24 protein-coding genes, 1 tRNA gene and 2 pseudogenes are annotated in these 25,281 nt (G+C 65.0%); 17 read left to right on the plus strand and 10 right to left on the minus strand.

Annotation, left to right across the window (positions count from 1 at the left end):
• Nucleotides 1–55: 55 nt before the first annotated feature.
• The 4 genes from ACVWW1_RS36560 to ACVWW1_RS36575 all read right to left on the minus strand — a co-directional run bounded on the left by ACVWW1_RS36560 (nucleotide 56) and on the right by ACVWW1_RS36575 (nucleotide 5,525).
• The gene (locus ACVWW1_RS36560; protein WP_176533664.1) at nucleotides 56–907 is read right to left on the minus strand and encodes a carbohydrate ABC transporter permease; all 852 of its coding nucleotides are present in this window, start codon (nucleotides 905–907) and stop codon (nucleotides 56–58) included.
• Nucleotides 904–1,773 carry a carbohydrate ABC transporter permease gene (locus ACVWW1_RS36565; protein ID WP_092123532.1) on the minus strand — a complete coding sequence of 290 codons (870 nt, stop codon included), beginning with the start codon at nucleotides 1,771–1,773 and terminating at the stop codon, nucleotides 904–906. Before ACVWW1_RS36565 ends, ACVWW1_RS36560 begins: the two co-directional genes overlap by 4 nt.
• A gap of 197 nt (nucleotides 1,774–1,970) precedes the next feature.
• Nucleotides 1,971–3,356, minus strand: coding sequence for an ABC transporter substrate-binding protein (locus ACVWW1_RS36570; protein ID WP_456659222.1), 1,386 nt, complete (start codon nucleotides 3,354–3,356; stop codon nucleotides 1,971–1,973).
• Nucleotides 3,357–3,548: 192 nt separating this feature from the next.
• Nucleotides 3,549–5,525 (minus strand): AsmA family protein, encoded by a 1,977-nt coding sequence (locus ACVWW1_RS36575; protein WP_456659223.1) that lies wholly within the window; start codon nucleotides 5,523–5,525, stop codon nucleotides 3,549–3,551.
• Between the two features lie 231 nt (nucleotides 5,526–5,756).
• Here ACVWW1_RS36575 and ACVWW1_RS36580 point away from each other — a divergent pair, with 231 nt between their 5' ends.
• From ACVWW1_RS36580 to ACVWW1_RS36615, 8 genes and pseudogenes are all read left to right on the plus strand, one after another.
• Complete coding sequence (locus ACVWW1_RS36580; protein WP_092123538.1) at nucleotides 5,757–6,464, plus strand: CoA transferase subunit A; 708 nt, start codon at nucleotides 5,757–5,759, stop codon at nucleotides 6,462–6,464.
• Nucleotides 6,465–6,488: 24 nt separating this feature from the next.
• Nucleotides 6,489–7,140 (plus strand): annotated as a pseudogene (locus ACVWW1_RS36585) (3-oxoacid CoA-transferase subunit B).
• Between the two features lies 1 nt (nucleotide 7,141).
• Nucleotides 7,142–7,786, plus strand: a complete 645-nt coding sequence (locus tag ACVWW1_RS36590) for a GNAT family N-acetyltransferase (protein ID WP_456659224.1) — start codon at nucleotides 7,142–7,144, stop codon at nucleotides 7,784–7,786.
• Between the two features lie 277 nt (nucleotides 7,787–8,063).
• Nucleotides 8,064–9,083: a GlxA family transcriptional regulator gene (locus tag ACVWW1_RS36595; protein ID WP_456659225.1), complete on the plus strand. Its 1,020-nt coding sequence runs from the start codon at nucleotides 8,064–8,066 to the stop codon at nucleotides 9,081–9,083.
• A gap of 102 nt (nucleotides 9,084–9,185) precedes the next feature.
• Nucleotides 9,186–9,713: a tautomerase family protein gene (locus ACVWW1_RS36600; protein WP_456659226.1), complete on the plus strand. Its 528-nt coding sequence runs from the start codon at nucleotides 9,186–9,188 to the stop codon at nucleotides 9,711–9,713.
• 14 nt (nucleotides 9,714–9,727) lie between these two features.
• Nucleotides 9,728–10,711, plus strand: a complete 984-nt coding sequence (locus ACVWW1_RS36605) for a carbon-nitrogen hydrolase family protein (protein ID WP_456659227.1) — start codon at nucleotides 9,728–9,730, stop codon at nucleotides 10,709–10,711.
• Nucleotides 10,712–11,065: 354 nt separating this feature from the next.
• Entirely contained in the window at nucleotides 11,066–12,766 is a 1,701-nt protein-coding gene (locus tag ACVWW1_RS36610) for a vWA domain-containing protein (protein ID WP_456659228.1), read from the plus strand.
• Nucleotides 12,767–13,025: 259 nt separating this feature from the next.
• Nucleotides 13,026–13,511 (plus strand): cyclic nucleotide-binding domain-containing protein, encoded by a 486-nt coding sequence (locus tag ACVWW1_RS36615; protein WP_456659229.1) that lies wholly within the window; start codon nucleotides 13,026–13,028, stop codon nucleotides 13,509–13,511.
• Here the strand turns inward: ACVWW1_RS36615 and ACVWW1_RS36620 are convergent.
• Nucleotides 13,450–14,277 (minus strand): metallophosphoesterase family protein, encoded by an 828-nt coding sequence (locus ACVWW1_RS36620; RefSeq protein WP_456659230.1) that lies wholly within the window; start codon nucleotides 14,275–14,277, stop codon nucleotides 13,450–13,452. The genes ACVWW1_RS36615 and ACVWW1_RS36620 overlap by 62 nt on opposite strands.
• Nucleotides 14,278–14,405: 128 nt before the next feature.
• A pseudogene (locus ACVWW1_RS36625) lies at nucleotides 14,406–18,309 on the minus strand (histidine kinase dimerization/phospho-acceptor domain-containing protein).
• A 360-nt stretch (nucleotides 18,310–18,669) separates the two neighbouring features.
• On the opposite strand from ACVWW1_RS36625, the gene ACVWW1_RS36630 reads away from it, so the two are divergent.
• From ACVWW1_RS36630 to ACVWW1_RS36655, 6 genes are all read left to right on the plus strand, one after another.
• The gene (locus ACVWW1_RS36630) at nucleotides 18,670–19,068 is read left to right on the plus strand and encodes a phasin family protein (protein ID WP_456659231.1); all 399 of its coding nucleotides are present in this window, start codon (nucleotides 18,670–18,672) and stop codon (nucleotides 19,066–19,068) included.
• 258 nt (nucleotides 19,069–19,326) lie between these two features.
• Entirely contained in the window at nucleotides 19,327–19,764 is a 438-nt protein-coding gene (locus tag ACVWW1_RS36635) for a phasin (protein WP_176533651.1), read from the plus strand.
• A 187-nt stretch (nucleotides 19,765–19,951) separates the two neighbouring features.
• Nucleotides 19,952–20,028: transfer RNA gene (locus ACVWW1_RS36640), tRNA-His, on the plus strand.
• Nucleotides 20,029–20,239: 211 nt separating this feature from the next.
• Nucleotides 20,240–20,524: a hypothetical protein gene (locus ACVWW1_RS36645; RefSeq protein ID WP_224924250.1), complete on the plus strand. Its 285-nt coding sequence runs from the start codon at nucleotides 20,240–20,242 to the stop codon at nucleotides 20,522–20,524.
• Nucleotides 20,525–20,730: 206 nt separating this feature from the next.
• A complete protein-coding gene (locus ACVWW1_RS36650) occupies nucleotides 20,731–21,057 on the plus strand; it encodes a hypothetical protein (RefSeq protein WP_456659232.1) in 327 nt (108 codons plus the stop codon).
• Between the two features lie 181 nt (nucleotides 21,058–21,238).
• On the plus strand, nucleotides 21,239–21,919 hold the full coding sequence (locus ACVWW1_RS36655; protein WP_021081815.1) for a ParA family protein: 681 nt from the start codon (nucleotides 21,239–21,241) through the stop codon (nucleotides 21,917–21,919).
• Nucleotides 21,920–22,040: 121 nt separating this feature from the next.
• On the opposite strand, the gene ACVWW1_RS36660 is transcribed toward ACVWW1_RS36655, so the two are convergent.
• Nucleotides 22,041–22,184 carry a hypothetical protein gene (locus tag ACVWW1_RS36660; protein WP_173640864.1) on the minus strand — a complete coding sequence of 48 codons (144 nt, stop codon included), beginning with the start codon at nucleotides 22,182–22,184 and terminating at the stop codon, nucleotides 22,041–22,043.
• A 155-nt stretch (nucleotides 22,185–22,339) separates the two neighbouring features.
• Nucleotides 22,340–22,636, minus strand: a complete 297-nt coding sequence (locus ACVWW1_RS36665; protein ID WP_092126096.1) for a DUF4282 domain-containing protein — start codon at nucleotides 22,634–22,636, stop codon at nucleotides 22,340–22,342.
• Between the two features lie 322 nt (nucleotides 22,637–22,958).
• Here ACVWW1_RS36665 and ACVWW1_RS36670 point away from each other — a divergent pair, with 322 nt between their 5' ends.
• From ACVWW1_RS36670 to ACVWW1_RS36680, 3 genes are all read left to right on the plus strand, one after another.
• A complete protein-coding gene (locus tag ACVWW1_RS36670; protein WP_456659233.1) occupies nucleotides 22,959–23,417 on the plus strand; it encodes a MaoC family dehydratase in 459 nt (152 codons plus the stop codon).
• 8 nt (nucleotides 23,418–23,425) lie between these two features.
• Nucleotides 23,426–23,908 (plus strand): MaoC family dehydratase, encoded by a 483-nt coding sequence (locus ACVWW1_RS36675; RefSeq protein ID WP_176533509.1) that lies wholly within the window; start codon nucleotides 23,426–23,428, stop codon nucleotides 23,906–23,908.
• Nucleotides 23,909–24,091: 183 nt separating this feature from the next.
• Nucleotides 24,092–24,235, plus strand: coding sequence for a hypothetical protein (locus tag ACVWW1_RS36680; protein ID WP_016841369.1), 144 nt, complete (start codon nucleotides 24,092–24,094; stop codon nucleotides 24,233–24,235).
• A gap of 107 nt (nucleotides 24,236–24,342) precedes the next feature.
• Here the strand turns inward: ACVWW1_RS36680 and ACVWW1_RS36685 are convergent, their stop codons facing one another.
• Nucleotides 24,343–24,483, minus strand: coding sequence for a hypothetical protein (locus tag ACVWW1_RS36685; protein ID WP_171947762.1), 141 nt, complete (start codon nucleotides 24,481–24,483; stop codon nucleotides 24,343–24,345).
• 228 nt (nucleotides 24,484–24,711) lie between these two features.
• The gene (locus ACVWW1_RS36690) at nucleotides 24,712–25,131 is read right to left on the minus strand and encodes a hypothetical protein (protein ID WP_092117486.1); all 420 of its coding nucleotides are present in this window, start codon (nucleotides 25,129–25,131) and stop codon (nucleotides 24,712–24,714) included.
• Nucleotides 25,132–25,281: the final 150 nt, after the last annotated feature.

Consider the following 25,281-nt stretch of genomic DNA (forward strand, 5'->3'; position numbering starts at 1 on the left):
TGACGCGTTTTCTTCACGCGAACCGGTGTCCACTTCGCTCGAAAACGCTCTGGCCTCACGACTTGACGGCGCCGGCGGTCAGCCCGCCGACCATGTAACGCTTGAAGGCGTAGTACACCGCGGCCGGCGGCAGCGCGTAGATGAAGCCGGTGGTCATCAAGAGCTCCCACGGCGAGTCGTCGGCGGCGAGGAAGTTGCCGAGCGCGACCGGCAGCGTGATGTCGGTGTCCTTCGACAGCAGCAGGAACGCATAGAGATACTCGTTCCAGGCGAGCAGGATCGCGTAGGTGCCGACCGCGACCAGCGAGGGCATCATCAGCGGCACATAGACCAGGCGGAACAGCTGCAGCGTGGTGGCGCCGTCCATCGTCGCGGCCTCGTCGAGCTCGACCGGCAGCTTGTCGGAAGCCTGCTTCAGCACCCAGATCGCGTAGGGCGCGGCGATCGTCACCATCGCCAGGATCAGCGACCAGTGATTGTTGAGCAGGCCGTAGGTGCCCATGGTGCGGTACATCGGCACGGCGAGGAATGCCGCCGGGATGAAGTAGGTGAACAGCGCCAGGTTCATCACAGCCCGGCCGCCCGGCACGCGCAGCCGCGAGATCGAGAATGCCGCGGCGGTGGCGACGAACAGCGTCAGCGCGCCGACGGCGAGCGCGATCACGGCCGAATTCCAGAACTGGATCCAGAAGTCGCGCAGGAAGTAATGCTGCTGGTGGAACACGATCGAGAAATTATGCAGCGTCGGATGCGTCGGCCACAGCTTGCCGGTGAACGCGTCCTCCTTCGGCGAGATCGCGAATACGAACATGTGGTAGATCGGGATCATGGTCCAGATGAAGACCGGGATGCCGATCAGCAGCAGCTTGGCTTCGGTGCCGACTTCGCGGAGGGTGGGCAGCTTCATCGCGACAACCGTTTCATCATGTAATAGACCAGCGGCAGCACGAACGGCATCGCGCAGACGATCGAGGCCATCGCCAGCGACAGCTGGTCGAGCCTGAGATAGCGGATGCCGAGGGTCGACAGCACGTGGGTGAGGTCGGCGGGCCCGCCGCCGGTGAGCAGATAGACGCTGTTGAAATCGCCCAGCGTCCAGATCATCGAGAGCAGCGTGCAGGTGATGTAGAGCGTCTGCATCGACGGCCAGGTGATATAGCGGAATTTCTGCCACCAATTGGCGCCGTCGACGTCGGATGCCTCGTACAGATCGTGCGGGATGGCGAGCCGCCCGGTCAGCAGGATCAGCGTCCAGAACGGCAGCGACTTCCAGATGTGCACGCCGATCGCCATCGCGAGCGCGACCGCCGGATCGTTCAGCCAGTTCGGGCCGTCGTCGCCGGTGAACTTGAAGATCAGCTGGTTGACCACGCCCCATTCGGGATTGAGCATGAAGCGCACCGACAGGATGGTCGGGATCGACGGCACCGCCCAGGGCAGGATGAAGATGACAGACAGCCACCTGATCCAGGGTCGCTGCTGGGCGAAGAAGCCGGACAGGAACAGCGCGATCAGCATCTTGATGTTGATGCCGATGACCAGGAAGATCAGCGTGTTGACCGCCGCGCGCGCGAAGATCGGGTCATTATAGAGTGCGACATAGCTTGACGGATGGCGCGCCAGCCACAGGCCGTAGCCGACCGGATAGACCACGAAGGCGAGGAAGACGAGCAGATAGGGCACGAGCAGCACGATGCCCCAGACCTGCGGCGGCGACAGCCGCGCAGACAGTGGCGGCGAGGGGACATCGGATGCGGAGAGCGTGATCGCCATTCGTGAACTCTTTGAGCAAGCTGCCGCTTGCGCCTACGCCGTCGTCCCTGCGAAAGCAGGGACCCATAACCACCGGCCTGCGTTGTTGCACGAAAGCCGATGACCAGCATCATTCAAAACGACCGCCGCGGCGTATGGGTCCCTGCTTTCGCAGGGACGACAGATACGTATGTCCGCGGCGGTCAGCATCCTTTACGTTACCCCGCGACCTGCTTGATGCGGGCGATCAGTTCGTCGACGGCCTTGTCCACCGGCACCTTCTCGCTGACGACGCGGTTCATGGCCTTGGCCCAGACGTTCTCGTTGTTCAGGATGGTGAACTTCCAGTTCTTGGTGAAGTCGAACGGTGCGGTGCCGCCGGTGAACTGATTCCAGACCGCCTTGCGATGCCGGTCGGCCTGCCAGAACGGGCTCGCCTGGCTCGCCTTGGTCACCGGGAACCAGCGGCCGAGCGCACCTTCGATATAGGGCCGGACGTTGTCTTCCTGCAACAGGAAGCTGATGAACTGCTTGCCTTCCGCCTTGTTCTTGGCGTTGGCGAAGATCAGCCCGGTCTTGACGTCGGACCGGTACCGGATCGTCGAGCCGTCCGGTGCCTTCGGGAACGACGCCGTGATGATGTCGTGCTCGTAGGCCTGCTTGCCGGCGGCGCGCTGCGCGTCGGTCAGCGCCGGGTTGGTCGAATCCTCGAACCACTTCGCCGCGATCGAGATCGTGAAATTGTGGGTCATCACGATCGTCTTGTTGTGGAAGGCGACGTTGTTGTCCGGGTCCTTCCAGGTCGTCGAGGACGGCGGCGTGCAGCCCTTGATATAGGTGTCGGTATAGTCCTTCAGCGCGTGGATCAGGCCGTCGCGCACCTTGGGATCGTCGACCAGCAGCTTGCCGTCGTCGTCGACCAGCTTGACATGATAGGCGTCCATGAAGGTGTAGAACGACTGGAACGAGTCGGTGGATTCCACGCCCATCGGCTGGCCGACGCCGTAGGTGCGCTGGCCGGTCGCCTTGCGGATCCCCGGCTGTACCTTGTCGCACCAGAACGTCCAGTAATCCTCCCACTTGGTCGGGATGTCGGCGGCCTTGAAGCCGGCCTTCTCCAGCATGTCGCCCCAGATCTGGACGTGCATGCTCTGCTGCTTGAGCGGGAAGCCGTAATAGGACTTCTTCTTGGTGACGTCATTGTAGAGCAGGGCCGCTTCCAGCGTGTTCGGCGCGAAGGCGTCCTTCATCGGCAGCATGATGTCGGACAGGTCTTCGAGCTTGCCCTCGAAGGCCCACTTGCCCTGCGCCTGCACATCGTAGGTGTCGGAATAGGCGACGTCGGGTACGGTGCCGGAATCGAGCGCGGCAACCGTCTTCGGAATCATGTCCTGGATCGCGTATTGCGACAGTTCGACCTTGATGCCGGTCTTGGCTTCGAATTTCTTGATCGTATCGAGCAGCGCGTCGTCTTCGGACTTGTAGAATCCCTTGCCCCACCAGACGGTGATCGTCTTGCCCTGGGCCAGAGCGGGTGCAGTTGCGGCGAACAGGCCGACCGCAGCGACCGCAATTGATAGCGCACCGATAACCTTGGATCTCACGTTCTTCTCCCCTCATGAGGCCGGCTTTTTTAACCGGTTAGGGAAAACACTAGCGCATGCCCGTGACCCGATAAAGATGCCGCGTCGACGACTTCTGTAGGGGGCTCGCGGGAGAGTGTGGATCAGTCCCGCTGCATTGATGCGGAAAGTGAATGGATCGATCAGTTCGACCCTTGGTCAGTTCGACTTTGGTCAGTTCGATTTGGCATTCTCGACCGCTGTCGCCGGTGCGTTGGCGGGTGCGCCAGCCGCGGCATCGGGCGCGGCCGCGGGCCGCGCGGCTCCGCCGGTGATGCGCTCGATCACCGAGCGCACCGCGTCGCGGGTCTTGCGATCCTTCACCGCGTCGAGCAACGGGGCGGATGCCGGCGAGCGGCGGATCAGGCTCTCCGGATCGGGGAAGATCAACGGATCGTCCCACGGGCCTTGGATCACGAAGGGCAGATCGAACGCGGTGCCGCCGGCAGCCGCCGAGGTTAGGCTGGCGACGCCCTTGAGATCGTACTCGCGCGATGGCACCGAGGCGGTGCCGGTCAGCGTGATCTTCGCCGCGGGGCTCTCGACATGGATGTCGTCGGCGGTCGCGACGCCGTCGGCGAATTTCACCGAGACGCTGAGATTGTCATAGGGCGTCGAGCCGGAGCGGAAATTGCCGCCGCCGGACAGCGGCCGCTTCTCCAGCCGCCGCAGCAATTGCTCGACATTGAAGCCGGCGATCGCGCCGTCATGCCCGTTCAGCGTCGCGGTACCGTCCAGCGACGACGCGAGCCCGAACGGGCTCGAGCCGGAGGCCGTCAGCGAGACGTTGAGGTTGCCGCGGCCGGACAGCTTGTTGATGCCGAACAGTTCGCTGGCACAGGCCTGCAGATCGACATCGGTGAACTGGAATTGCGCCCTGACGTCGGCGACCGCATCGGAGCGCGCGATCGCGAACGAGCCTTTGGCGATGCCGCCATACATCTGCGCCTCGCCGACACTGAGCGCGAGCGCGCCGCCGCGCAGATTGGCGCCGAACGCGGTGCGGCCGAGCTTGGACGGGCCGACCGTCACCTTGGCTGCCGACAGGCGCATGTCGAGATCGGTCGACGACAGCGAGGAGAGGTCGAACAGCTGCCTGTTCCAGTCGCGCTGGCCGCTGGCCAGCAGGCGGAACGTCGAGATGTAGGGCGTGAAATCGAGATTGCCGGCGGCAAGCGTCGCCTGCAGCGTCTGCCGGCCGTTATTGGCGTAGGTCATCACGCCCTCGGCGACATTGCCGTCGAGCTCGACATTGACATTGGTCAGCGCGACCGAGCCGCCGACCACATTGGCGCGAGCCTTCAGTGCGAAGCGGCCGAAGCCGCCACCGCCGCCGGGCGGCGCCTGGCCCATCCAGCGCAACGCGTTGCGTAGCGACGGTGAGTCCATGGTGGCGGTGCCTTCCATCATCAGGCTGGTGCGGTTGGCGACGGTTCCGTCGAACGCAATCTTCAGCGGCGCGCTGGCAAGCCGCGCCTTGAGGCCGGAGCGGTCGCCGGACAGCAGCGCGACGAAATCGCTGGCGCTGATCGAGCCGTCGACGCGCTCGCCGCGCCAGTCGAACTGGCCGGTTGCGGCAAAGGAACGCGAGATGGAGGGCCAGGCCAGTGAAAGGTCGATATCGCCGAGCTGTTCGGAGATGTGGTTGGTGCCGTCCTCGTAATTCAGCTCGCCGTCCTGAATCCGGATTTCCGAGAATGACACCTGGTTCTCGGCGCCGGGCGTCATCGTCTTGGCGATGGTCTCGACGAACGGGGTCCAGTTGCTCTCGCCGGCGCTGTCGCGAACCACATGGATATGCGGACGGAGCATCATGACGTCGGCAATCTCGAACCGCCGCAGCAAGAGCGGCAGCAGGCGCAGGTTCGCGGTCAGCACGTCGACCTGCAAGGCCGGATCGGTGGTATCGGCGCCCTTCAGCCCGACATTGTGAAAGGAGACATAGCTGCCGGGAAACACCGAAACGTCGATCGGCCCGTTGACGACGAGCTCGAGCCCGGTCACGGCGCGAATCTGCGCTTCCACCGCGCTCCGCAGCGCGTCCCGGTTGAGGAACCAGGACGTTGCGACCAGCCCCACGAGCGCCAGGCCGAAAAGCGCCGCGATCGGCATCCCCAGGCGCTTAATTCCTTGGGCAATCGTCAATGACATATCCGGTCGGGTTGAGTTTTGTCGGGTCGTCGTCGAACACTGCCGGCTGCGCAATGGAAGCCGGTGCCAACCCACGCAACTTGAAGGGTTTTCTTGTCGCTTTCAAGGCCATGTTGATGTCGCAGGCCGCCGCCCGTCGCCGGACGGGGCCGTGATTGACGCATCGCGAAGATTTCGCCTAATAATCCGCTGGACAGAGCCGTTCCGCGCCCTCCATCAGGTATTCATTGCATGAACAAGGTTTATCCCGACGCCAAATCGGCACTCGATGGTCTCCTCAAGGACGGCATGATGATCATGTCGGGCGGCTTCGGCCTCTGCGGCATCGCCGAGACCCTGTCGGATGCGATCCGCGATTCCGGCGTCAAGGGCCTGACGGTCGTCTCCAACAATGCCGGCGTCGACGGCATCGGCCTCAGCCGGCTGCTGGAGACGCGCCAGATCAAGAAGATGATCTCGTCCTATGTCGGCGAGAACAAGCTGTTCGCCCAGCAATATCTCGCCGGCGAGCTCGAACTCGAGTTCAACCCGCAGGGCACGCTGGCCGAGCGCATCCGCGCCGGCGGCGCCGGAATCCCGGCCTTCTACACCAAGACCGGCGTCGGCACGCTGATCGCAGAAGGCAAGGAAGTGAAGGAATTCGACGGCGAGAAGTACATCATGGAACGCGGCTTGTTCGCCGACGTCGCCATCGTGCATGCCTGGAAGGGCGACACCGCCGGCAACCTGGTCTACCGCAAGACTGCGCGCAACTTTAACCCGATGATGGCGACCGCCGCGAAGGTCACCGTCGCCGAGGTCGAGCATCTGGTGCCGGCCGGCGAGATCGACCCGGACCACATCCACACCCCTGGCATTTTCGTCAAACGCATCATCGAGGTCGGGACCGGCAAGAAGCGGATCGAGTTCCGCAACACCCGCCCGCGGCCCGCCGCTTAAAACCCAGTTCTTCAGGAGAGCCTCATGGCCTGGACCCGTGAACAGATGGCCGCCCGCGCCGCCAAGGAGTTGCGCGACGGCTATTACGTCAATCTCGGCATCGGCATCCCGACGCTGGTCTCGAACTACATCCCCGACGGCGTCGACGTGAACCTGCAGAGCGAGAACGGCATGCTCGGCATGGGACCGTTCCCTTATGAGGACGAGGTGGACGCCGACCTCATCAATGCCGGCAAGCAGACCGTGAGCGAATTGCCGTCGACCAGCTATTTCTCGTCGGCCGATTCCTTCGGCATGGTGCGCGGCGGTCATATCGATCTGTCGATCCTCGGCGCCATGCAGGTGGCGCAGAATGGCGACCTCGCCAACTGGATGATCCCCGGCAAGATGGTGAAGGGCATGGGGCGGCGCCATGGACCTCGTCGCCGGCGTCAAGCGCGTCGTGGTCGTGATGGAGCATTCCGCCAAGGACGGCGCGAAGCTGCTCAAGCAATGCAACCTGCCGCTGACCGGCGAGCGCGTGGTCGACATGGTCGTGACCGACCTTGCGGTGTTCACCATCGACAAGCACGGTAAGGACGGCATGGCGCTGATCGAGCTCGCCGACGGCGTCACGCTCGACGAGGTCAAGGCCAAGACCGAGGCGGAATTCCGCGTCGCGCTGACGAACACCTGAGATGACCGGCGCGGGACGATCCACGATCCGTCCCGCACGATCCGACGACGCCGACTTCACTGCTCGCATCGTGCTGGCCGCGCAGCGCGGCCCGTTGCCGCGCGGCTGGTTCGACATCGCGCTCGACCGGCCGGAGGGGGAATGCCTCGCTTTCGTGGCGCGGCTCGCCGTGGCGCGGGTGCGGTCATGGTACCATGTCGCCCATTTCCTGATCGCTGAGGTCGACGGTGTGCCGGCTGCCGCGCTGTGCGCCATGCCTGCATCCGGAACGGTCGTCGCCGCACGCGCGGCGATCGAGGAGGTCGCGGCGGAGACCGGCACCGATGCCGACGCCATCGTTGCGCGCGGCGGCTATGCCCGCAATTGCTGGGTCCAGGGCGGCGAGGGCGACTGGCTGATCGAGCACGTCGCAGCCGCAGCGTCGCATCGCGGCGGCGGTCTGGCGCAGGCCCTGATCGCCCGCGCGCTCGCCGACGGCAAGGCCGCCGGCTATTCGCGGGCATCGATCTCGTTCGTGATCGGCAACGAGGCGGCCGAGCGCTGCTACACCATGGCCGGCTTTGCCTTCGCCGAGGAGAAGCGCGACGCGGCGTTCGAAGCCCTGACCGGCGCGCCGGGCTTTCGCCGATTTGCGCGGGGGATCTGAGGGGGTCCCGGCGAACGGTGCCGCATATGCACCTGTCGTCCCGGCGAAAGCCGGGACCCATACGCCGCGGCGGATGTTAAAGGGCGGGACTCGTCGTTGCGATCGCGCATAACAATTCGCATCGGTGGTCATGGGTCCCGGCCTTCGCCGGGACGACACCCAGTGTGTTGCTTGGCCGATGAGTCATACATCCGCGTCAAGGCGCGGCGCCCGTCGCTTGCCGGCTCGCGCGCACGATGGCAGAATTGCCTCATCTTGTGCAAGATCGGCCACAGCCATGCCACTCATCCGGATTTGGGTCTATGACGGAATCCTCGCTTCGGGCGTCGCGGGTATTGTCGACGTGTTCACTGCCGCCAATTCGGTCGCGGCGAAGCGGCCGCAGCGCCGTAACGGCAAGCCGTCCCAGTTGCGGTGGCGCGTCGAGTCACTCAATGGCCGGCCGGTGCAGACCGCGTCCGGCCAAATCATCGGCGTCGATGGACCGATCAGCGCGCGGTCTGCGGCGGACGCGGTGGTGATCCCCGGGCCGTTCGTCGGCGATATCGAGCGCTTCTTCGCCCGGCTCGAGACGGTCGAGCCGTTGCTCGCCGCGCTGCGGCGGCAACATGAGCGCGGCACCCTGCTCGCATCCTATTGCACCGGCAGCTTCATCCTCGCCGAAGCCGGCCTGCTCGACGGCCGGGTCGCGACCACCCATTGGGCGAAGGGGCGGACCTTCGCGATGCGTTACCCGGCGGTGGATCTGCGCGTCGCCGAGATTCTCACCGAGCAGAACCGTATCGTCTGCTCGGGCGCGGTGACGACCTCGCTCAATCTTGCACTGCGGCTGGTCGAGAAGTTCGCCGGCGCCGATCTGGCCGCCGAGACCGGCAAGCTGATGCTGATCGACGGCAATCGCGTCTCGCAGGCGTCCTATACCAGCCGCACGCACGACACCCAGCATTCCGACGCGCTGGTGGCGCAGGCGCAAAGCCTGATGGAGAAGTCGCTGCAGCGGGGCTTCAGCCTCGTCAGGCTGGCCCGCGACCTTTCGGTCAGCGAGCGCACCCTGAACCGCCGCTTCAAGCTCGCGGTCGGCGAGGCCCCGCTGCAATATCTGCAGGCGCTGCGCGTCGATGTGGCCAAGCGCCTGATCGAATCCAGGCGGCTGAAGCTCGACGCGGTCAGTGCGCGTGTCGGCTACAACGATCTGTCGACCTTTCGCCACCTGTTCAAGCGCGAAACCGGGCTTTCGCCGCGCGAATACCAGCGCCGGTTTGCGCGTGTCACCGCGCGCATGGCGCCTGCCGGCTGACGACGCCGTGTCCGAATTTGCCCTGAGAATGGCGATACTGCCACTGCTGCCGTAAGCACCTCGCGCATAGACCTCATGCTGCCAACAACAGGAGGTCTCTCAATGCCGATGATCGACGTCACAATTCCCGAAGGAGCCCTGAAGCCGGCAGCGGAAGCGCGGCTCATCAAGGAGCTCGGCGATATCCTGATCGGTCACGAGGGATTCGACCCGGCCAACAAGGTCGCGCAAAGCGTCACCGTCGTGTTCCTGCATCGGCCGGCCGCAGTCTACGTGGCGGGCGAGCCATCGCCGTCGCCACGCTATCGCATCGTGCCGACGGTGCCCGAGGGGCAGTACACCGAAGCCTCGCGCGCGGCTTTGGTGAAGGACGTGACCGCAGCCGTGGTGCGCGCCGACGGCGGTTCGTACGAGGATGTGGCGCCGCAAGTCTGGGTGTTTCCGACCGAGATACCGGATGGCCAGTGGGGCAGCCGCGGCGTCATTCGTCTGCTGCCGGACATCCAGGCCTTCATCGCCGGCGAGCATGAACGCAAGGTCGGCGAGGAACGTCTTGCACGGCGACGGCGCGCCAAGGCGCTCGAACTGCTTGCGGGCGCGCTCGATGCTGCCCGCAAGGGCGTCGCGTGATGCGGCACCCGCCGATGGCAATCGATACGCATTTCAGGCTCGCGGCGATCCAGGCCGCCGCGGTGCCATTCGATCGCGAGGCGTCGGTTGAGAAGGCCTGTCGCCTGATCCGCGAGGCCGGCGCCATGGGAGCCACGATCGCCGCGTTCGGCGAGACCTGGCTGCCGGGCTATCCGTTCTTCTGTCATGCACCGACCGGGCCGAGCACCTTTCGCGCCATGGCCGAATACCTCGATAGCGCCGTCGAGATTCCATCGCCGGCGACCGACCGGCTCTGCGATGCCGCAGAGGGCGCCGGGATCGATGTCGTGATCGGCGTTGCCGAACGCGACGCGACAACGAAGGGCACGGTCTACTGTACGCTTCTGTTCATTGGCCGCGAGGGGCGGATTCTCGGCCGTCACCGCAAGCTCAAGCCGACCTTCAACGAGCGTTCGGTGTGGGCCGATGGCGACGCGGTCGGCCTGCGCGTTCATGAGCGGCCCTATGGCAGGATCAGCGGGCTCAATTGCTGGGAGCACAATACCATGTTGCCCGGCTATGCGCTGGCCGCGCAGGGAACGCAGATCCATGTCGCCGCGTGGCCGGGACGAGAGCCCGCCGTGGCGCCGCCTTCACCCACGCCGCTGTGGCGGCGACAGCTTTTGCTGTCACGCGCGTTCGCGTCCCAGGCGGGTTGCTACGTCATCGCCGTGGGCGGCATGCGGTCGCATGAGGCGACGCCCGAACGCTATCGCGAGCTGGCGACGATCGAGTACAGCGGCGACAGCGTGATCATCGATCCACGCGGTGAGATCATCGCGGGGCCCGCGCAAGGTGAGACCATCCTGATCGCTGACGGATCGCGGGAGGTTGTTCTCGCCGCCAAGGCGCTATGCGATATCGGCGGCCACTACTCGCGCCCGGACTTGCTGCGACTGATCGTCGAACGTGATCGACAGGATCGGGTCATCGATTGCGCCTTCGCCGGACGCGTCGCGCCGGACATGTGGAAGTAGTGCGATCTAGTGCACGGCAGCGTGCAAGGCAGCGTCAACTGTGATGACGCTCACGCCGACGAGCGCGATGCGCGCAACTCTGGAAGCAATTTAGTCGTCATCCGCATGTCGCATCAGTCCAAATGCCTGTCGCAATAGTCCAAATGTTCGGACGCAAGTGACGCCAATCAAAGACATTTTGGCGTTTCGTTGCGCGCACGCCGTAAGTGTATCGCATCAGCAATCCGGCCAACAAAAAACAAAATCCGGATCGAAGGAGGGCGCGGCTGTGGCAAGGTGCGGGTGATCTCACGACATGCCCGCCGCCGCAGCCGTCTTTGCCCTCCGATTGTCTCCATCATCGAGGATCGATCCGTGATTAAGGTTTTTCGCCGCTCGTTCGTTGCCGGCCTGCTGTCGCTTGGCCTGGCGTTGCTGTCACTTCATGGCGCCCAGGCGCAGGCGCAAGCGCAGGGGACCGACACCATTCTCGTGCTCGATGCATCCGGCTCGATGTGGGGTCTGGTCGATGGGCAGAGCAAGATCTCCGCTGCACGACAGGCGGTCGATGCGATCCTGTCGAAATGGAATCCCGCTGATCGTCTCGGCGTGATGGTCTATGGCCACCGCTCGAAGGGTGACTGCAAGGACATCGAGCTGATGGTGCCGGTCAGCAAGTTCGATCCGGCGCGGATCAAGGCCGCGATCGACGGCATCAACCCGAAGGGCAAGACGCCGATCTCGGATTCGCTCCGTGCCGCCGCCGAGGCCCTGCACTCGACCGAGAACAAGGCCAATGTGATCCTGGTCTCTGACGGGATCGAGACCTGCGCGCCGGATCCGTGCGCGGCTGCGGCCGAGCTGAAGAAGGCCGGCATCGGCTTCACCGCCCATGTCATCGGCCTCGACGTCGCTGACCCCGCGGCGAAGAGCCAGCTGCAATGCATCGCGCGCGCGACCGGCGGCGTCTATCTCGATGCCGGCAACGCCGCGAGCCTGACCGGCGCACTGACCAAGGCGGTGGCGGCGACGCAAGGCACCAAGGTCGCAAGCGAGGCGCCGGCAAAGCCGGCGGCCGCCGATCCGTATCTCGGCAAGAACCTTCGCGGCGTGGCACGGCTCGCCGAAGGGCTCGATCCGATCAGCGACGAGGACGTCAACTGGGGCATCTACAAGCGCGCCGGAGGCGAGAAGGGCGAGCACGTCAACACCTTCTACGGTGCGCCGTTCGCCGACAACATCGCGCCCGGCGATTACATCGTGGAGGTGAGCTACCGGCAGCTCAAGCGCGAGTTTCCGCTCAAGGTCGAGAACGGCAAGCCCGCGATGCTCGACGTCATCCTCAATGCCGGCTACGTCACCAGCGAGGGCTCGGTGGCGGGCGGCGCGGGCAAGGTCGACGACGTGGTCTGGCAGGTCTCCGACAAGGGCGGCAGACTGATCGCGCAGGAATACGACGCGGTGCCGCGCTTCGTGCTCGCCGCGGGCACTTATACGCTGACCCTGACCAAGGGGCAGTCGAAGACCAGCAAGCCGTTCGTGGTCGCCGCGGGTGACTCCAGCAACGTCCAGCTTACCCTCGATGTCGGCAAGCTGATCGTCACCACCACCTATGCCGAGGGCGGCCCCAAGGTCGAGAAGGACCTCGTGGTTGCCGTGCACCAGCCGGCCAAGGCCGACGGTGACGAGGGCGAAAAGGTCGCGCAGGAATACGACGCCGAATCGAAGTTCGATCTGCCCGGCGGTAGCTACGAGGTGATGGTGACGGTCGGCGAGGCCAAGGGCACGGCGCGCGCGGAGGTGAAGTCCGGCGCGCCGACCCGGATCAATGTCAACCTCAACGCCGGCGTGGTCGGGATCAAGGCCGACGGCGCCCAGGAGATCGACATCTACGGCGCCGAGCGCGACATCAATGACGAGCGCAAGCGCGTCTCGGTGAGCTATGAGGCGACCACCAACGTCGCGCTCAGCGCCGGCGACTACGTCGCGGTCGCCACCTATGCCGACGGCCAGAAGGCGGAAAAGCCGTTCTCGATCGCCGCCGGCAAGCGCCAGACGCTGGAGATCAGGCAGTAGTCAGGACAACCTGGCCACGGACGACTGCACCTCTCCCGCTTGCGGGGGAGGTCGGCGCGTAGCGGCGGGTGGGGGCTCTCTCCACGATATGATTCGCGGAGAGAGCCCCACCCCAGCCCCCGCAAGCGGGAGAGTGAGCTTTTCGGCCGCTGCGTCCCTAACGCACGGCCTGCCGACAATTTGGGCAAACCGCCCGGCTAATCCCGTTCACCTTGACGACATCTCCGCCTAGTCTGACAGGAGACGGAGGCGAAACAGCATGCGAGCGATCCTTGATCACTGCACCGGCGGGAGCAGGCGCAACCTGCCGGCCGGCACGGATTTCATCGAGGAGGGCGGCCAGACAGGTCATCTGTTCGTGCTGCTCGAGGGCAAGGTCGAGGTCGTGAAGGGCGACAGTCTGGTCGCGGTGATCGACGAGCCCGGCGCGGTGTTCGGTGAGATGAGTGTTCTGCTCGACAGGCCGCACAGCGCAAAGGTGCGCACGGCGTCCGACTGCGTCCTGTACGAGTTCGACGATGCGGCGTCGTTCCTGCGGGAGCAGCCTGCGCTGGCGCTGCTGATCGCGCAGCTCCTGGCACAACGGCTGCATGTCGCCACGACCTATCTTGCCGATCTGATGCATCAATATGCCGATCACGGCACCCATCTGGCGATGGTCAGCGAAGTGCTGCAGAGCATGATCAACCTGCCGCCGATGCAGGTCGCGCCAGGCTCGGATCGGCAATCCGATCCAAGGATGTGAGCCAGTCGGGCGCCTCGCCGAGCGGCGTTGCCGGCCGATGCATGGGGGCGTTGAGATCGACGATCTGCGCGTCGCCGGCGGCGAGCCAGAAAACCTTCTCCTGGGTGAGATCGAGCACGATGTAGACCGGCGGCCGGCCGGGCTGCAGGCCGGTATTGAACACCCAGGTCGTCCCGATCCGGTCGAACCACGAGCCGTTCGGGATGAACGGCGATTGATGCACATGGCCCGAGATCACCATCGCCGGGTGGTGGCGTTCGATCCAGCCCAGCAGCTCGACGTCGCCGAAGAAGCGCTTGCCACCCCAGCTGATCGGGGAATCCGCCGGCGGGGCGTGATGCACCCAGACCCAGCGGCGGTGCGGGATGGCGGCTGCCTCGCGCAGCTGCTCGTCGATCCGCGCCTTGACCATCGGGCCGTCCCACCACGGGCACACCGTGAACAGCGTGTCGCCGATGGTCAGATTGTCGCCGTCGCAGGCCACGCCGAATTCCCTGACGGCGGCGACCCATCGCGCAACCTTCTCGCCCTCCGCGTTGCGCTCGTCGAGGTCATGATTGCCCGAGCAGAAGATCACGCGCGTGAGGCCGGCGAGCCGCGCGAGGTATTTCGTGACGACGACGATCTGGGCGCGGAAATCGACCGCCGAGCCGAGGTTGAGCGCATCGCCGGCGAAGATCACCAGATCGAATTGCGGCGCGGCCGCCAGCAGCCAGTCAAACTGCGGCAATGAATAATGCAGGTCGGCGACGACGAGACAGCGCATTGGTGTAAACCCGAATGCCCGGAAAACGGGCGGGACCGCACGGCAATGAATTCAAACAAGCTGAATTGCAGCAAGATTTATGCCGCGTCGCGCCGATCCGCCGCGACAGATTCCCGCACCGCGCCCGCTTACACCCTTGCTGCGGCGTGGGCGAATGTCACTTCGATCAGCGTGCCGGTGCGGCCGCCGGTGCGGATCTGGAATTTGGCGCGGTTGGCTTCGACCAGCGCCTTGGTCAGCGACAGGCTGACGCCGCCGGAGCCGGCCTGATCGGACGGCGTCGGTGCGCGGAACGGCTCCAGCGCGGCGGCGACCTCGTTGTCGTTGAGGCTCTGGCCGGTGTCGCGCACGCGCAGCATCACCTCGCCGAAATCCGACAGCGCGGTCGAGACGATCACCTGGCCGCCGGCATTGGCGAGATGGATCGAGTTGCCGATCAGGTTCAGCGTGATCTGGCGCAGCGCGCGGGCGTCGGCGACCACCGGCGGCAGCGTGTGCGCGAGCGAGGTGCGGATGATGATGCGCTCGCGATTGGCCTGCGGCTGCATCACCGCGACGCAGCTCTCCACCATCTCGTTGAGATTCTGGCTGGTGAAGGCGAGGTCGAGCTTGCCGGTCTCGATCCGCGACAGATCGAGCAGGTCATTGACGATCGCGATCACCCGCTCGCCGGAGGCGCGGATGTCCTTCATGTATTCGACATAGCGCTCGTTGCCGAGCGCGCCGAAGCGCTCGCCGATCATCACCTCGGCAAAGCCGATGATGGCGTTGAGCGGCGTGCGCAGCTCGTGGCTGATCCGCGCCAGCATGTCGGATTTGGCGTTCGCGGCGCGTTCGGCGAGCCGCCGCGCCTCGCGCAATTCGCCCTCACTCTTTTTGGTCTGCGAGAGATCGCGGAACACGGCGAAGAAATTCGGCCCGTCGGCGCGGGTGCGACCCATCGTCACCGACAGCGGGATGATGCCGCCCTGGCGCACGCGGCCGAGCGTCTCGCGGCCGTGGTCGAGCAGGCTGGCGACGCCGGCCGATTTCACGCTCGTGAGATAGTCGAAGATGCCGTGCTGGCTTTCCGGCGCGAACAGGTCGGCGAGATTATGCGTGACGAACTCGTCGCCGTCATAGCCGAACAGCGCCTCCGCGCTGCGGTTGCAGGAATGGATGTTGCCCTCGGCATCGAACATGATGATGCCTTCGGCCGCCGTGTCGAGGATCGCGCCGAGCTCCTCGGCGTCGGCGTGGCCGGCCTGCGGCGGTAGTGGCGCAAGCATCGGCTCGGCGGCAGCCACGGGCTCGGGATCGGGCTCCGGATCGGACAGAGCGGCCGCGATCGCGGCGTCTTCGTCCAGTGTGCGCGAGAAGATCAGCGCCAGCGCGGAATCGTCGTCCCAGGTGATGGTGTGCAGCCGTGCCTCTGCGGACACCGACCCAGCCGGGTTGTCGTCATTCTGGTTCGCGGAGATCGTCACCGGCGTGCCGGTGCCGGAGCTGCTGCTTGCCCGCGAGACGCCGGGCTCGACATAGAGCGCGTCGAGCCCGCCGCCGGCTTCCAGCGCGTGCAGGCTGTCATAGCCCATGCGGGCGAGGAAGGCGTGGGTTGGCATAGAGCAGGCGGTCAAGCCGGTAGATCAGGATGCCGACCGGCAGGAGATCGAGCAGCGCGCGGTCGCGGCGGGACTCTCCGCGCGGTGCAGGTTCCGTCGCGGCGAGCCAACCGGCCTTCGGCAGGTCGGCCGGCGCCTCCAGTTGCGCGACCGTCTCCTGCGGCCGCGGCGTATCCGCCTGCTGCGGCGGTTCGCTGGCGGGCGGCTCTTCGGCAACCGCCTCCGTGGTGGCGCGCTCGTTCGTCGTCGCGGTGAGGCCGGCCTCGCTCTCGAGCCGCGCCGACAATTGGCGGGCGAGCTCGTTGAAGGCGTTGTTCTCGACCGGCGTCAGCGACGGCGGCCGGTTGTCGCCGGCGGGGCGGAACTGCACCACGTTCTGCGGCGGGTCGTGACGCACGTCGTGCGTTCCTCCGTTCGCTTCTCCGGTCGTTTCTTGGGGCGTTTCCACGGCGTGATCCGGATCGGCTTGGTGTGAAGTCTCTGCTGCTGTCGGCTCCGTCAATTCCTCGGGCGGTGTTGCGGTCGGGTCGGGCGGCGGAGAAACATCATGCGGCGCGGTTGGCCCAGGCGGCGCGGCGGTGCGCGGCGCCGGCGCTACATCGGCCGACAGCGATCGCGGCGCGATCGAGCCGCTGAAGAACTCATAGCGGCGCAATGCGGCGAGTCGCGCAAGCCCGTCGAGGTCGCGACACACACCAAAGCCGCGGTAGCCGGCGAAATTCCTGGAACGATCGAACACCGGCAGGCCGGACAGTTCGACCGGCAGCCGGCCGCCGCCGTCGACCGGCCAGTGCAGCGTGATGCCGCTCCAGGTGTCGCGGCTGGCGACCGCCTTGAGGACGCGGCCCTCGGGATCGAGGCCAAAGCTCTCGGCGATGTCGCTCCAGAGACGGCCGAAGCCTGCCGCAGTGTGCAGGCCGATCAGGCGGGTGAATTCGTCGGAGCCGAGCGAGAAGCGGGCCTCATGGTCCATCTGCCACATGAAGCGCAGCGGATGCCGCCGCACCGGCGGCGGCTCGTCGAGCCAGGATGGCGACGTCATCGGCGCCAGCGTCGCAGGCGCCGGTTCGGCGGCAGGCGGAGGAAGTGGCGCATCCGCGATCACATAGGGCGAGGGCACGGGCTCGGCCGGTGGCGCCGATATTTCCGGAGTCGGTGCGTGTGCGGTCTCTTCGAGATCGAGCGTGGGCTCCGGCTTGGGCGCTTCGATCGGTGCCGCAGCGGGCACCTCGATCAGCGCTTCCGATAACGGCTCCTCGACGGCGGCAGTTCCGTTTGGCGTGGTGTCGAGAGGCGTGGTCTCGACCGGTGCTTGCTCTGCATGCGTCAGCTCTGCCGACGCGAGCGGTGGAACAGGCTGCGCAGGCACTTCGACCTGCGGCCAAGCGGGCACCTCGATCAGCGCTTCCGATAATGGCTCCTCGACGGCGGGAGTTTCGTCCGGCGTGGTGTCGAATGCCACGGTCGCGACGGGCGCGGTCTCGACGTGCATCTCTTCCGACGCGGGAGATGGAGCAATGCCCGCGGGTTCGGATTCAGTCACGCTGACGATCGGCTCGATCGCGACGCGCTCTTCCAACTGCGGGTCGAGCGCATCGAACAGCGTGAAGCTGGCCGGCGCTTCGCTTGTGGGCGCGGGGGCTTCTTCATGCGCTGTTGGCGGTTCGACGGCGGCAGGCGCTGGCGGCGGCTCCATGGCTGCGGCCTCTTGTGGCGCTGCTGCCGCTACCGGCGCGACCGGCTCGGGCACGATCGGTGCCGCCGGTTTGGCGGCGAGATGCGCCGCCGGCTTGATCAGCGCGATCAGCGCGCGATCGGCGCCGCGGCCGATCCGCTGCAGCACGACGCGGCCGATCGCAACGCTCGCCGCCGCGCGGCCCTGCGCCAGCGCTTCGTCGCGCGCGGCATCGAGGCCGGCTTCGGTGAGATCGTGCAGGCCGGGCAGCGAACGCGCCGCCTCGTTGGTTGCGACCAAAAGTCCGTCGCCGTTGAAGGCGGCCGCCGGACACGCCAGCCCCTGCACCAGCCGCAGCAAGCGCTCGGCGAGCGGCATGTTGCGACCAGAGGCATCGAGCGCGCTCATCAGGATGCCGTGGCTGCCGTCGGGCAGGTCGATCCGCTTGCAGCCGCAGGTCGCGAGCATGCCGGGCGCCGCGCCAAAGCCGCGCAGCCGCTCCAGCCGCACCGCGCCGCCTGCGTCGAGGCTGGGGCCGAGCCGCGCGACCTGGCGGCGATGCGGATCGGCCGGACCGAAGGCGCGCTTCGCCAGCTCGGCGCCATTGGCGGCACCGAATGCCTGCGCGCCGACCGCATTGGCCCACAGAATCCGTGCGCCGTCGGCCGACCACAGCCATGCCGGCAGGGCGCCGGACGCATGGTCCGCCAGCCTCACATCGCCGAGCGCCTGGATCTGGAATTCCGCGTCACTCATCACGCAAGATTTGACCGCATGGTTTGGCTTCTTCCTTAGCTTTGCCCGGGGGGCCGACGGCCGCAGGACGACAGCCTTAACAGAAGGTTAGTATCGCAATTGGGGGGCGGCAGGTCCATGTCCGCGGCCAGGGTGCCCCGGCTTAAGCCGGATAACGTTAACTTGGCTGAACGATCCACTGCCGTTTGGCGTTGTCGGGCAGAGAGAGGCGGCTGCGACAGCGTGTTGCGGAGCCAGGGCGCCGCGTCATACCTGCGATTGCAGTGCCGCGATATGTTCTGCCGTCCATTCTACCTTGTATTCTGCCTTGGGCCCGCAAGGCCAACCGGCGGGCCGACCATCAAGCGAGGGAGAGCGACCATGAGCGACAACGGGCGTGACCATTTCGAGATCCCCAAGTTCGAGATTCCGAAGGACATGCGGTCGATGGCGGAGGCGAGCTTCGATCAGGCGCGCAAGGCGTTCGAGCAGTTCGTGACCAACGCGCGGGACACCGCCGGCAAGATCGAGGAGCGTAACGCCACGATGCGCGCCGGCGCCAAGGATCTTTCCGCCAAGGCGCTCGGCTACGCGGAGAAGAACGTGCAGTCGTCGCTGGACTACGCCCAGTCGCTGCTCAAGGCCAAGGACCTCACCGAGGTGATGCGGCTGCACAGCGAATATGTGCAGGGCCAGATGCGCTCGCTCGCCGAGCAGGCCAGCGAAATGGGCCAGGCGGTCAGCCGCGCCGCGATGGATGCGGTCAAGCCCAAGAACTAAGAGCTAACGGACTGTGGCAGGCCCAACCCTGGTCGGGCGCGGTAACCCCATATTCCACCGCATAAAAAATGTGGCGTTGCACGCGATCATACGTTGCGTTGCACAAAATTGACATGATATGGGTGTTTATTAGGCGCGCCCGACGAAGGGCAATCCCGTGAATCAAGGCAGCGTGATCCATTTCAACGTTCCGGCCTTTGTGTCTCCGGGACGTCCGCAATGGTCACATCTACTCACCCGTTGCGAAGGATTACACGTATGACCAACCCGTCCGATCCGTTTTCCGCCTCGATCATCCCGTTCGAGGTTCCCGAGCAGATGCGCGCGTTCGCCGAAAAGGGCGTGCTGCAGGCCCGCGACAGCTACGCCAAGTTCAAGGACGCTGCCGAGACTCACAACTCGACGGTCGAGGCCGTGTTCACCTCGGTGAACAAGGGCGCCACCGCGTATTCGGCCAAGCTGATCGAGTTCTTCAAGGCCAACACCACCTCCTCGCTCGATTTCGCCCAGGAGCTGTTCAGCGTGAAGTCGCCGACCGAAGCGGTCGAGCTGTGGACCTCGCACGCCCGCAAGCAGTTCGAGACCTATACCGCGCAGGTCAAGGAACTGGCCGAGCTCGGCCAGAAGGTCGCCAGCGAGACCGCCGAGCCGATCAAGGCCAGCGCCTCGAAGTTCTACCAGCAGCCGGCCGCCTGATCGCAGCCTGCATGAGATAGCGGAAGGCCCGGGCCGATGCGGTCCGGGCCTTTTTGCTGGACGGGGGCCGTGGATTGGCCCGAGATAAGAGCGGAAATCAGCGCGTTACGGCCTTGCCAAAGGCGGGCGTTGCACCTAGTTTCCGCCGAAATCGCCGCCCCCTTTTTGCGGGGCCGTGCGTCAGGATGCAGTTGTAGCTCAGTTGGTTAGAGCGCCTGTCTGTGGAACAGGAGGTCGGTGGTTCGAGCCCACCCAACTGTACCATCCACACGATTACCCAACGCCACATCGCTGGATCGGACCATCGCAAGATCGATCGCCGTCGGCTCGATCGCCATTGGCGTGTCATCTCGCCCGCTTGCACTTCCTCGTGCCTTCACCCACACTCCCCGAAACGACGCCTTAACGACGCCTTAGTGACGCCTTTTGGGGGGGATGCATGGGGACCGCCGGTTCAAGGAGTTTTTCGTTTGCGTTGATATCAGCGCTCACCTTTACCGCGCTGCTGCTGCCGGGCCGGGGTGAGGCGTACACGCCCGACCAGCAGCAGGCCTGCACGCCGGACGCGTTCCGGCTCTGTGGCCCCGAGATTCCCGATGTCGATCGCATCACGGCCTGCATGATCAGGAACAGGGCGCAGCTGTCGCCGGCCTGCCGCGTGTTCTTCCGCGCAGATCCCGAGCCGCGCGAGGCGAGCGAGCGGCGGCCTGCGAAGCGGAAGGTCTCCAAGTCGCACAAGGCGAAGAAATCCACCCATTGATCTGTTCCCATCGCGCGCATGCGAGAGCCGCGAGCCCGGTGCGTTGTCTTGACGCGAACCGGTGTGCGCTTCGCGCGTGCTGATCGCTCGTCGGCTATTTCAAGACAGTCATGCGCGACAGACTGACGCCTTGTGACGCTGTCACGCAGCATCATCTCTGGGGCTGGTGCTGTCTGCAGAATCCGTTTCGCGACGGAACGGATGGAGTGAGGCGCGTGAGCGAATACAACAAGCAAGAGATCGATCGGCACTTCGCCTGGTTCGAAGCCAAGCTTTCGGAAAGGCCGGCGCGCTTCGTCGCGTGGCTGCGCAAGCCGTCGTCGCGCTATGTGCGGATTCCGCTCGCGATCCTCCTGATCATCGGCGGCATCTTCAGCTTCCTGCCGGTGCTCGGACTCTGGATGCTGCCGCTCGGACTCCTTTTGTTCGCGCAGGATGTGCCGTTCCTGCAGAAACCGACGGCGCAATTGCTCGGTTGGATCGAGCGCAAGTGGATCGCGCGCCAGCGCGCCAAGACTGCCGAAAAGCGCTAGGCGTGAGTCTTATCAAACGCTTAGCGCTTCCATTTTCGGTTGTGTCATAAGTTGAGTGTGACTCAAAAAGCAGAATGCACCGGTAATCTTGGCCACTTTGCGGATTGCAAGAAGTTTCTTCTTTCGCGAATCAGCATGCTGATTCATTTTCGCCTCCTGGGGTCAATCTGGAGGCCAACGTATGAACGTGATTGTTTTCGCTTCGCGTAAGGGGGGCTCGGGGAAAAGTACCCTGGCTGCTCACCTCGCCGCGCAAGTGCACAAGGCAACGAAGCCCTGTCTGCTGATCGACGCCGATCCGCAGGGCTCGCTGACGCTCTGGCATAAATTGCGCGGCACCAACGAGCCGGCGATCAAGACGGCGGTGAACTCGGTCAGCGGGATCATTGCTCAAGCCAAGCGCGACGGCATCGAGTGGGTGTTCATCGACACGCCGCCGAATTTGTCGGCTGTGGTCGACGACTCCATCAAGAACGCCACGATGGTGATCATTCCGGCGCGGCCCGGCGTGTTCGACGTCAACGCGGTGCAGGAAACGATTCAGACCTGCCGCTCGATGCGCAAGCCCTACGCCGTCGTGATCAACGGCGCGCCTGCGCAGCGTGATGGTGCCGAAAGCCGCATCGTCGCGATCGCGCGTGAGGCGCTGGCGAAATTCCGCGCACCGGTGTGGAGCGGCCAGATCACCAACCGCGCCGACCTTCTGATGGCGCTCGGCCAGGGTGAAGGCGCGCGCGAATATTATGCGGAAGGCCGCGCCGCAGCCGAGATCAATCGGCTGTGGGCCGCGATCGAACGCTCGATCAAGGCAATTCGCGGCACGGCGTCGGCGTCCGGCGCGATGCACAAGCAGGCGGCGTAACAACGCCGCTTTGGTTCGAACTGGAAAGAAACGCGCGGCACTCGCGCGTTTTTTACGTGCTGATGCGACGAGGCTATCGCAGATTGCCTCGCTGACTTTGACGATCACGCGATGGATGGCGTTACGCCACCATCAGCAGATAAAAAACGATCACCGGCGCCAGGGTCAGGATCACCGACCAGATGCCGACAGCCCATAGAATATCCTCGGTCGTAAAGCCCGGCTGACCCGGCCTCACGGCAATAAAACCATTCCTCGAATTCACGACGCCCCCGCGTTGGTCTCAAGCGCAATGCGGAGACTGATACGCGAGCGGTTTTAAGATCCCGCTCGGAATTTCGCTGGCATTTGCGCGCGGGTGCTACTTCGGATTAACCACAGCCCGGGCGGCAGGCCGCATCCGGCGGGAGGCCGAACGCCTCAGTGCATGCCGCCGTCGCGATCGCGGATCGCGCCGAGATGCTCGTTGATCCGGAACACGATCAGGATGAACTCGGCGGCGATGCGCGACAACACGATGCCGACGAAGATGCTGGCGATCGACGCGAGCAACTGGATGAAGCCGACGAACGGGCTGATCGCCATCGCGGTGAGGCTCCACAGGATGCCGGAGATCCCGAACAGCACGATGACCGCGATCACCAGCCAGTAGAACGTCTTGATGATCGTGGGCGTGATGAAGCGGTCCCACTGAAACAGATCCTGGAAATCGAACATCATGGTTCTCCCGGCCAGCCGAAATATGATTCGCGTCTCGTTCATCCTACTGCGTCACCCCCGGCGCGATCACTTCGTCCCGGCAGCCTGCGCAGCAGGCGTCCGTCAGGACGAGGCGTTTCGCTGGGCCCAATGGTTCGGGGCGGCGCCAAAGCGCCTCCGCACCCAAAGGGATCGCTGCCGCAGAAGCCCATTCAGTCTCGCCCAAGCCAGGCCCGGGACCGGGCGCCGGCAGTCCAGGGGCGAGCTATGCGAGTGGGCTGGTTGTGATTGCTGCAAATAACGGCCACAATCGGGCTTCCCTCCAGCATATCCTCACCCAATGACCACGCTGACCTTCGAAGACTTCAAGCCCGGCCGTTTCGGCACGTTCGGCCCGCGCCATGTTTCGCGCGAGGAAATCCTTGCCTTTGCCGCCGAATTCGACCCGCAGCCGATGCATCTCGACGAGGAGGCGGCGAAGAAATCCATGCTCCGCGGCCTGTCGGGCTCGGGCTGGCATCTCGGCTCGCTGATGATGCGGATGCTGTTCGACGGCTTCATCGGCCGCACCGCATCGCTGGGCGCGCCCGGGGTCAACGAGATGCGCTGGGTGGCGCCGCTGCGTCCGGGCGACGATTTGACGCTGGATGTCGATGTCATTGAAGCGCGCGTCTCGAAGAGCCGCCCCGGGACCGGCATCGTCACCTTCAAGAGCACGATCCGCAACGCACGCGGCGAGATGCTGTGCGAGATGGAGGCGCCGATCATGATCAGCCGCCGTGACGCTGCGAGCGCATAGGAGACATCATGCGCTTTTTTGAAGACATCGAGATCGGCGCACGGCGCGAGTTCGGCTCATTCACCTTTACCGCCGAGGACATCAAGCGGTTTGCCGCGCAGTTCGATCCGCAGCGCTTCCATCTCGACGAGGAGGCGGGGCGCAAGTCGCTGTTCGGCGGGCTCGCCGCATCGGGCTGGCACGTTGCGAGCGTCTGCATGAAGCTGCTCGTCGCCGACGGCAAGCGGCTCGCCGCGGAAGCCGCCGCCCGCGGCGAGACGGTCGCGGTCTGGGGACCCTCGCCGGGCTTCCGTGAGCTGCGCTGGATCCGCCCGGTGCTGGCCGGCGACACCATCAGCTTCACCAACCAGATCGAGACCAAGCGCACGTCCGAGAAGCGGCCGGAATGGGGCATCCTTCAGGCGCGCAACACCGGCGTCAATCAGCGCAATGAGGTGGTGTTCTCGTTCCTCGCGACCGCCTTCGTGCCGCGCCGGAATCCGGGTTCCTGATGTTGCTCCAGCGCCTCTGATGTTGCACGGACGCCATGGTCGGCAGCTACTTCTGCTGCCGACGTAGTTGTGCGTTGCGTGGAACTCATTTTTTGCTAACGCATTTTGAACCTTTGTCCCTGCCTTATGGCCGGGGGCACGAGCACTTGGGCCGAACACCTGGGCCAACACTTGGGGACGACTATGGCAGATCGCAGCGCGCTGAAACTCGTCGGCATTATCTTTGCGACGGTGACGGTTGTCGTGATGCTGGCCACGGGAATGGTCGTGAAGGGCTTTGCCGACGGCAATTATTCCTTCGAGACCACCGCGAGCATCGATCGCTGATCGACCGTCTGTAACCCTCGGCGCTCGAGCGAGCGCTGTAGCGCGCATCCGCTCTTTTCAATGTGACCCGTCAGCAGGCTGCGTCACACTTCTCCCGATCCCGATACTTAACGATTCCAGATCAGCACCATCACGACGGTCGCGGCTGCCAGGATGCCGAGGAACCGGATCATGATCGTGCCGATGCCCTGCTGCGGCCGGCGCAGCGGAATCGGATCAGCGGCGTTATCCGGCCGGACGCTCTGCATGAATTCTCTCCAAATGGACGTCCCACCAAGGCGCGGTCCGGACGCGAATTCCGGGTTGGACGCGGGCTCGGCATCTCAAGTTCAAATCGGCTTCTGCAGGAATTGACGCCGCGGAGTTTACACCGCGCTGAATAACGAATCGTTCTGCGCTGAATCGGCCCACGCAAAACCAAGCCGCCGCCCCCTGGTCGGGAGGCGGCGGCCATCAGTCTGGAAAACTGATCGGGATCAGCTGTTGCGCAGGCCGTCGGCGGCGCGCTTCCACTGCGAGACGTTGTCGGCGATCATACGCGTCGACTTCATCGCGGCCTGGCTGAGCTGGGCATAGCCGGAGATCTCGCGTTGGACGCGCTGGCCCTCGGCATGCAGCAGGTCGCGCAGGCTCTCGAGCTCGCCGATCAGCTTCTCGATCTCGGCGAGCGAGGTGCCGGCGACGCGCTGGATCAGCGAGTTGACGTTGCTGACGGTGGCATCGGTATTGGTGTCGGTCGGCGCAGTCTCCGGGCTCGCCACCGGCCGGCGCAGATAGGCGATGTCATTGCGCACGAAGTCGCGGATGCCGGCTTCGACTTCCGAGACCGCAGCAAGGTTGGAATCGACCTCGGAAGTCGTTTCAGCGGCTTCCTCGGTACGGTTGGTGGCGTTCATCGGCTTTCCCCTGGTTCGCAATAGCGAAGCGCGGCTTGTCCCCCGCACGACGAATTGATGAAGTTACGGACCTATCAGTGCCGCCGAATTTGACCGCATCTGGGCCAAGTTGGGGCAATGCCTGATCATTAGCGCGACAGGGCTAACAGA

Source organism: Bradyrhizobium sp. JR3.5 (assembly GCF_054057015.1).

Bases quoted from the DNA above. Each gene is read 5' to 3' on its own strand.
- ACVWW1_RS36670 (WP_456659233.1), top strand. From the start codon at position 22,959: ATGACCACGCTGACCTTCGAAGACTTCAAGCCCGGCCGTTTCGGCACG.
- ACVWW1_RS36575 (WP_456659223.1), bottom strand. From the start codon at position 5,525: ATGTCATTGACGATTGCCCAAGGAATTAAGCGCCTGGGGATGCCGATC.
- ACVWW1_RS36680 (WP_016841369.1), top strand. From the start codon at position 24,092: ATGGCAGATCGCAGCGCGCTGAAACTCGTCGGCATTATCTTTGCGACG.
- ACVWW1_RS36580 (WP_092123538.1), top strand. From the start codon at position 5,757: ATGAACAAGGTTTATCCCGACGCCAAATCGGCACTCGATGGTCTCCTC.
- ACVWW1_RS36560 (WP_176533664.1), bottom strand. From the start codon at position 907: ATGAAGCTGCCCACCCTCCGCGAAGTCGGCACCGAAGCCAAGCTGCTG.
- ACVWW1_RS36600 (WP_456659226.1), top strand. From the start codon at position 9,186: ATGCCGATGATCGACGTCACAATTCCCGAAGGAGCCCTGAAGCCGGCA.
- ACVWW1_RS36665 (WP_092126096.1), bottom strand. From the start codon at position 22,636: ATGTTCGATTTCCAGGATCTGTTTCAGTGGGACCGCTTCATCACGCCC.
- ACVWW1_RS36615 (WP_456659229.1), top strand. From the start codon at position 13,026: ATGCGAGCGATCCTTGATCACTGCACCGGCGGGAGCAGGCGCAACCTG.
- ACVWW1_RS36590 (WP_456659224.1), top strand. From the start codon at position 7,142: ATGACCGGCGCGGGACGATCCACGATCCGTCCCGCACGATCCGACGAC.
- ACVWW1_RS36565 (WP_092123532.1), bottom strand. From the start codon at position 1,773: ATGGCGATCACGCTCTCCGCATCCGATGTCCCCTCGCCGCCACTGTCT.
- ACVWW1_RS36675 (WP_176533509.1), top strand. From the start codon at position 23,426: ATGCGCTTTTTTGAAGACATCGAGATCGGCGCACGGCGCGAGTTCGGC.
- ACVWW1_RS36655 (WP_021081815.1), top strand. From the start codon at position 21,239: ATGAACGTGATTGTTTTCGCTTCGCGTAAGGGGGGCTCGGGGAAAAGT.
- ACVWW1_RS36690 (WP_092117486.1), bottom strand. From the start codon at position 25,131: ATGAACGCCACCAACCGTACCGAGGAAGCCGCTGAAACGACTTCCGAG.
- ACVWW1_RS36635 (WP_176533651.1), top strand. From the start codon at position 19,327: ATGACCAACCCGTCCGATCCGTTTTCCGCCTCGATCATCCCGTTCGAG.
- ACVWW1_RS36630 (WP_456659231.1), top strand. From the start codon at position 18,670: ATGAGCGACAACGGGCGTGACCATTTCGAGATCCCCAAGTTCGAGATT.
- ACVWW1_RS36685 (WP_171947762.1), bottom strand. From the start codon at position 24,483: ATGCAGAGCGTCCGGCCGGATAACGCCGCTGATCCGATTCCGCTGCGC.
- ACVWW1_RS36595 (WP_456659225.1), top strand. From the start codon at position 8,064: ATGCCACTCATCCGGATTTGGGTCTATGACGGAATCCTCGCTTCGGGC.
- ACVWW1_RS36605 (WP_456659227.1), top strand. From the start codon at position 9,728: ATGGCAATCGATACGCATTTCAGGCTCGCGGCGATCCAGGCCGCCGCG.
- ACVWW1_RS36620 (WP_456659230.1), bottom strand. From the start codon at position 14,277: ATGCGCTGTCTCGTCGTCGCCGACCTGCATTATTCATTGCCGCAGTTT.